This window comes from Streptomyces sp. NPDC001093 (assembly GCF_040298985.1).
GTDB lineage: Bacteria > Actinomycetota > Actinomycetes > Streptomycetales > Streptomycetaceae > Streptomyces.
On the sequence record NZ_JBEPBF010000032.1, the window covers coordinates 71,343 to 77,525 of the forward strand.

The following is a 6,183-nucleotide window of genomic DNA, read 5'->3' on the forward strand; positions in this document are numbered from 1 at the left end:
CGGGCCGCCTAGTCGACTCCCCTGATCCGCCCCACCAGCACCGCCCCCGCCAGCCCGATCACCGCCGCCACCAGGTACAGCACCCGGTAGCCGCCCAGGTAGGTCACGATCGGCGCGGCCAGCGCGGGGGCGGCCACCTGGGGCAGGGCGTTGGCCACGTTGATGACACCCAGGTCCTTGCCCCGGTCCAGCGCCCTCGGCAGGACGTCCGTCATCAGCGCGAAGTCGACCGAGGTGAACACGCCGAAGCCGACGCCCAGGACGGCCGCCGCCACGACCGCGCCGGGCCAGGTCTGCCAGCCGGCCAGGGCCGCCGTCGCCACCGCCATCAGCACGCCCGACCAGACGACGAACGGCTTGCGCCGGCCCACCCGGTCCGACCAGAGGCCGCCCGCCACGACCGTCGCCATCAGCGTCAGGCTGTTGACCGCCGTCAGCACGAGCACGCCCTGGTCCGGGTCGGGGCGGTGCAGCCGGTCGCGGAGGTAGTACAGCAGGTACAGCAGCACCAGCGCATTGCTGAGGTTGATCAGGAACCGGGTGAGCCAGGCCCAGCCGAGGTCGGGATACCGGCGCGGGCTCAGCCAGAAACCCGCGAGGAAGCCGCGCCACGCCCACGGCGGGCGGTCCTCCGGCGGCAGCCGCAGGTCGTCGTAGCGCAGCACGTACGGCAGCACCCCCACCACCGTGAACACCGCGCACGCCGCGTACCCGGCCCCGGTCCCGCCCGCCACGGTCGCAAGTCCCGTGCCGCCGACCACGCCCAGGATCTGCGCCGCCCCCAGCCAGCCGCCCACCGCGCCCCGCTGGAGCCGGGGCACCCGGTCCGGCACGGCCGCCGTCACCGCCGCGAACGCCGCGTTCAGCGTGAGCTGCACCAGGCACCAGCCCACGGCCATGGACCACACCCCGCCCGCCCGCGCGAGCAGCAGCAGGGACAGCGCCCCGCCCGCCGCCCCGGCCACGATCCACGGCGTACGGCGGCCCGGGCGGGCGGTCGTACGGTCGGACAGGGCGCCGAAGAGCGGGTTGGCGAGCAGGGAGACCACCGCGCCGACCCCGGTCACCCAGGCCAGCATGGTCTCCTTGGACATCCCGGAGCCGGGCGCGAAGTCCTTCGCCTGGGAGGCGAGCAGGATCTGCAACGGGCCGAACCAGCCGACCCAGATCGCCCCGTTGGCCAGCGAGAGCGCCGCCGTCCAGCCCCGGCCGACCGGTTCGACGGGCTCGGCCAGGGCTGCCGAGGCGCTGACGGTGGTCATCTCCGCGCCGTCATCTCTGCGCCCGGAGCACGTCCCGGAACCAGTGGTAGGAGGCCTTGGGCGTGCGCTTCAGCGTCTCGTAATCGACGTGCACCAGGCCGAAGCGGCGCCGATAGCCCTCGGCCCACTCGAAGTTGTCCATCAGGGACCACACGAAGTAGCCGCGCACGTCCACACCGGCCTCCATGGCGGTGTGCAGGGCGCGGATGTGGGCGTCCAGGTAGGCGATGCGGTCCTGGTCGTCGAGGCCGTCGTAGGAGCAGCCGTTCTCGGTGATGACGATCGGCGGGAGCTTGTCGCCGTAGGTCTCGCCGAAGCCGCACAGCAGCTCGGTGAGGCCCTCCGGGACGACCGGCCAGCCGAAGTCGGTCACCGGGCGGCCCTCGATCTCCCGGACGGAGAAGGGCAGTTCGGCGGGGAGTGACAGACCGCCGTACTCGCTGTCGGCGCCGCCGGGTGCCCCCACCCGGGTCGGTGCGTAGTAGTTGATCCCGTACCAGTCGACCGGTTCGGCGATGACCTTCAGGTCCGCCGCCACGTCCCCCGGCATCAACTCGCCCATGCCGTCCGGGTATTCGCCGAGGATGACCGGCTCCGCGAACAGGCGGTTGAGCAGGACGTCGTAGAAGCCGGCCGCCTCCACGTCCGCCGGTGCGGCGGAGGCGGGCCAGGTGGGGCCGTGGGAGTTGGCGATGCCGATGTCCGTCGCCCCGGCGGCGCGCAGCGCCCGCACCGCGAGTCCGTGGGCGAGGAGCTGGTGGTGGGCGACCGGGAGCGCGTCGAAGAGGAGCTTCCTGCCGGGGGCGTGGGCGCCGAGGGCGTGGCCCAGGAGGGTGTGCTCGGCGGGCTCGTTGAGGGTGATCCACTGGGTGACGCGGTCGCCGAGCCGTTCGGCCACCACGCAGACGTACTCGGCGAACCGTTCCGCCGTGTCCCGCTCCAGCCAGTCCAGCCAGGCGGGCAGGTCCCAGTGGAAGAGGGTGGGCACGGGCCGTACGCCCGCCGCGCACAGCTCGTCCACCAGGCGGTCGTAGAAGTCCAGGCCGCCGGGGGAGTTGACGCGGGGCCAGGAGACGGAGAAGCGGTACGCGTCCACGCCGAGGCCGGCGAGGAGGGCCACGTCCTCCTGGTGGCGGTGGTAGTGGTCGCAGGCGACCGCCGCCGTCGAAGCGTCCTTCACCCGCCCCGGTTCGGCCGTGAACACGTCCCACACGGATTGCTCGCGCTCCTCGGCCGCCCCCTCGATCTGGTGGGCCGAGGTCGAGACACCCCACAGGAAGCCGTCCGGGAAACGGGGTAGCGGGGGCGTCGCGCCGCCTGCGTCAGTCGCCATGCCCGGATCATCCTTACCCCGGGTAACGTAAGTCAACGCCCCGGCGGGAACCGGCGCTCACGCCCCTTCGTTCAGCACCCGGGACACCAACTCCCGGATCTCCTCGGTGAGTCGGGGATCGGCCGCGTAGACCGTGCGGTCGTCCACCGTGATCTCGTACCGGAAGCCGTCCGGGACGCCGGCCGGCGGGGTGCCCCGGCCGGACGCGAGGACGCGCTCGGCCAGGGCGTGCCACATGGGGGCGTCGGGCCGGCCCGAGGTGTCCACCTCGGCCCGGCGCTCGATGCCCGCGAAGCCGCCCGTGCGCCGTACTCGAATCCGCATGGGCTCAGTGTCGCAGTGCTACAGCGTCCGCACCCCGACCTGTTCCCACGCCTTCTGCACGGCCTGGAGCTCGTCCCCGGCGCCGTACCGCTCCCGCGCCGCCTTCACCGTGAGCGTGGCGAAGTCGGCGAACTGCGCGCCCTGCTTCAGCCCGCCGCCGGTGAGCACGTCGTACCAGATCTGCCCGGCCTTCTCCCAGGCGTTGCCGCCGATGGCCGTGGCGACCAGGTAGAAGGCGTGGTTGGGGATGCCCGAGTTGATGTGCACGCCGCCGTTGTCGCGGCCGGTGCGGACGTAGTGGTCCATGGTCGCCGGCTGCGGGTCCTTGCCGAGGTTCGGGTCGTCGTACGCCGTGCCCGGGGCCTTCATCGAGCGCAGCGCGGTGCCGTGGACGTGCGGGGCGAGCAGGCCGGCGCCGATCAGCCAGTCGGCCTCGGCGGCGGTCTGGCCGAGGGTGTACTGCTTGATCAGCGAGCCGAAGACGTCCGAGACCGACTCGTTGAGCGCGCCGGACTGGCCGAAGTACTCCAGGTTCGCGGTGTGCTGGGTGACGCCGTGGGTCAGCTCGTGGCCGATGACGTCGATCGGGATGGTGAAGTCGAGGAAGATCTGGCCGTCGCCGTCGCCGAACACCATCTGCTCGCCGTTCCAGAAGGCGTTGTCGTAGTTCTGGTCGTAGTGGACGGTGGCGTCCAGCGGCAGCCCGTGGTCGTCGATGGAGTGCCGGCCGTACGCCTTCAGGTACAGCTCGAAGGTGGCGCCGAGGCCCGCGTAGGCGCGGTTGACGGTGGCGTCCGAGACCGGGTCGGAACCCTCCGCGCGGACCTGGGTGCCGGGCAGGTCCTGGGTGTGGTGGGCGTCGTAGATCGTGCGGTGCGGCTGGTCGGCGGCGGCACCCGCGGGCGCGGCGACGGACGGCGCACCGATGACCGTGGTCAGGCGGCGCTTGGTGCGCTGGTAGGCGTCGTGCTCCAGGGACCGGCGGGCCGGACCGGAGAGCGCGGCGTCCTCGGCCTGCGCGAGCTGGTCGAGGATGTGCGGCGGCACGATCGTGCAGAAGACGGGCTCGAAGCCCCCGTTGGTCGTCATGCCCCGCACCATCGCACTCCGTGATGTCTGTGTCACTAGCTGCCACCATGATTGGTGAAATACCGGGACAGGGAACGCCACGCTCCGTGACGATGTGGTACGGCGCACTTTTTGTCCCTTTTGTGGCCCTGGTCCCGCATACTGGAACGCGTCCCCGCGCCCGGGGCGGCTCGGCTAGGCTGCGACGCATCATGCGTTTCGGGCTGCTTCTTCTTAGCTGCCGCGGCGAGGGCCTGTAGACACGAGGCCGACTCCCTCCCCGCGGAGCTTGGCGTTGCGTCGTCGGCCGTCCACCCGGACATCCGGAATCTCCGGACACCCTGAGGAGCCCACGCCACCATGGCCAACCGCCAGCAGCCCAGTTCCATGCCGATCCACAAGTACGGCCGCTACGAGCAGGTCGACATCCCGGACCGCACCTGGCCGGAGCAGCGCATCACCGTCGCCCCCCGCTGGCTCTCCACCGACCTGCGCGACGGCAACCAGGCCCTGATCGACCCGATGTCACCCGAGCGCAAGCGCCGGATGTTCGACCAGCTGGTGAAGATGGGCTACAAGGAGATCGAGGTCGGCTTCCCCGCCTCCGGCCAGACCGACTTCGACTTCGTGCGCTCGATCATCGAGGAAGAGGGCGCGATCCCCGACGACGTCACGATCTCCGTGCTGACCCAGGCCCGCGAGGACCTGATCGAGCGGACCGTGGAGTCCCTGAAGGGCGCCAAGCGGGCCACCGTCCACCTCTACAACGCGACGGCTCCCGTGTTCCGCCGGGTCGTCTTCCGCGGCTCCAAGGACGACATCAAGCAGATCGCCGTCGACGGCACCCGCCTGGTGATGGAGTACGCGGAGAAGCTGCTGGGCCCCGAGACCGAGTTCGGCTACCAGTACAGCCCCGAGATCTTCACCGACACCGAGCTGGACTTCGCGCTGGAGGTCTGCGAGGCGGTGATGGACGTCTACCAGCCGGGCCCGGGACGCGAGATCATCCTCAACCTGCCCGCCACCGTGGAGCGTTCGACCCCGTCCACGCACGCGGACCGCTTCGAGTGGATGCACCGCAACCTCTCCCGCCGCGAGTACGTCTGCCTGTCCGTCCACCCGCACAACGACCGCGGTACGGCCGTGGCGGCGGCCGAGCTGGCGGTGATGGCCGGCGCCGACCGCGTCGAGGGCTGCCTGTTCGGGCAGGGCGAGCGCACCGGCAACGTCGACCTGGTCACCCTGGGCATGAACCTGTTCTCCCAGGGCGTCGACCCGCAGATCGACTTCTCCGACATCGACGAGATCCGTCGTACGTGGGAGTACTGCAACCAGATGGAGGTCCACCCGCGCCACCCGTACGTGGGCGACCTGGTCTACACGTCCTTCTCCGGCTCCCACCAGGACGCCATCAAGAAGGGCTTCGACGCCATGGAGGCCGAGGCGAAGGCCAAGGGCGTCACGGTCGACGACATCGAGTGGGCGGTGCCGTACCTGCCGATCGACCCCAAGGACGTCGGCCGCTCCTACGAGGCCGTCATCCGCGTCAACTCGCAGTCCGGCAAGGGCGGTATCTCCTACGTCCTGAAGAACGACCACAAGCTGGACCTGCCGCGCCGGATGCAGATCGAGTTCTCGAAGCTGATCCAGGCCAAGACGGACGCCGAGGGCGGCGAGATCACGCCGAAGGAGATCTGGGCGGTCTTCCAGGACGAGTACCTGCCGAACCCGGACAACCCCTGGGGCCGCATCCAGGTCCGGACGGGCCAGTCAACGACGGACACCGACGGGGTCGACACCCTGACGGTCGAGGCGACGGTGGACGGCGAGGACACGGTCCTGACCGGTACCGGCAACGGTCCGATCTCGGCCTTCTTCGACGCCCTGGAGTCCATCGGCATCGACGTACGCCTGCTGGACTACCAGGAGCACACGATGAGCGAGGGTGCCTCCGCGCAGGCCGCCTCCTACATCGAATGCGCGATCGACGGCAAGGTCCTGTGGGGGATCGGCATCGATGCGAACACGACGCGTGCGTCGCTGAAGGCGGTCGTCTCGGCCGTCAACCGCGCCGCCCGCTGACCGCTCTGACCGGGAGTTTCGGGTGTTCAAGATCCTCGGCTACAACTTCTCACCCAGGTTCCGCGACCTGGACGACCAGCGGTTCCGGCGGGCCACGATGCCCGGCGTCGAGAC

General features: G+C 70.7%; 5 protein-coding genes. 1 reads left to right on the forward strand and 4 read right to left on the reverse strand.

The window, feature by feature from the left end:
* Positions 1–8: 8 nt before the first annotated feature.
* Genes ABT288_RS18530 through ABT288_RS18545 form a run of 4 tightly spaced genes read right to left on the reverse strand, consistent with a single transcriptional unit; the run spans position 9 to position 4,008 of the window.
* A complete protein-coding gene (locus ABT288_RS18530; RefSeq protein ID WP_351608579.1) occupies positions 9–1,262 on the reverse strand; it encodes an MFS transporter in 1,254 nt (417 codons plus the stop codon).
* A 10-nt stretch (positions 1,263–1,272) separates the two neighbouring features.
* Complete coding sequence (locus tag ABT288_RS18535; protein ID WP_351608582.1) at positions 1,273–2,595, reverse strand: GH1 family beta-glucosidase; 1,323 nt, start codon at positions 2,593–2,595, stop codon at positions 1,273–1,275.
* A 57-nt stretch (positions 2,596–2,652) separates the two neighbouring features.
* Positions 2,653–2,919 carry a protealysin inhibitor emfourin gene (locus ABT288_RS18540; protein WP_351608585.1) on the reverse strand — a complete coding sequence of 89 codons (267 nt, stop codon included), beginning with the start codon at positions 2,917–2,919 and terminating at the stop codon, positions 2,653–2,655.
* A gap of 18 nt (positions 2,920–2,937) precedes the next feature.
* Positions 2,938–4,008, reverse strand: a complete 1,071-nt coding sequence (locus tag ABT288_RS18545) for a M4 family metallopeptidase (RefSeq protein WP_351608587.1) — start codon at positions 4,006–4,008, stop codon at positions 2,938–2,940.
* Positions 4,009–4,347: 339 nt separating this feature from the next.
* On the opposite strand from ABT288_RS18545, the gene leuA reads away from it, so the two are divergent.
* The gene (leuA, locus tag ABT288_RS18550) at positions 4,348–6,069 is read left to right on the forward strand and encodes a 2-isopropylmalate synthase (RefSeq protein WP_351608590.1); all 1,722 of its coding nucleotides are present in this window, start codon (positions 4,348–4,350) and stop codon (positions 6,067–6,069) included.
* Positions 6,070–6,183 lie beyond the last annotated feature (114 nt).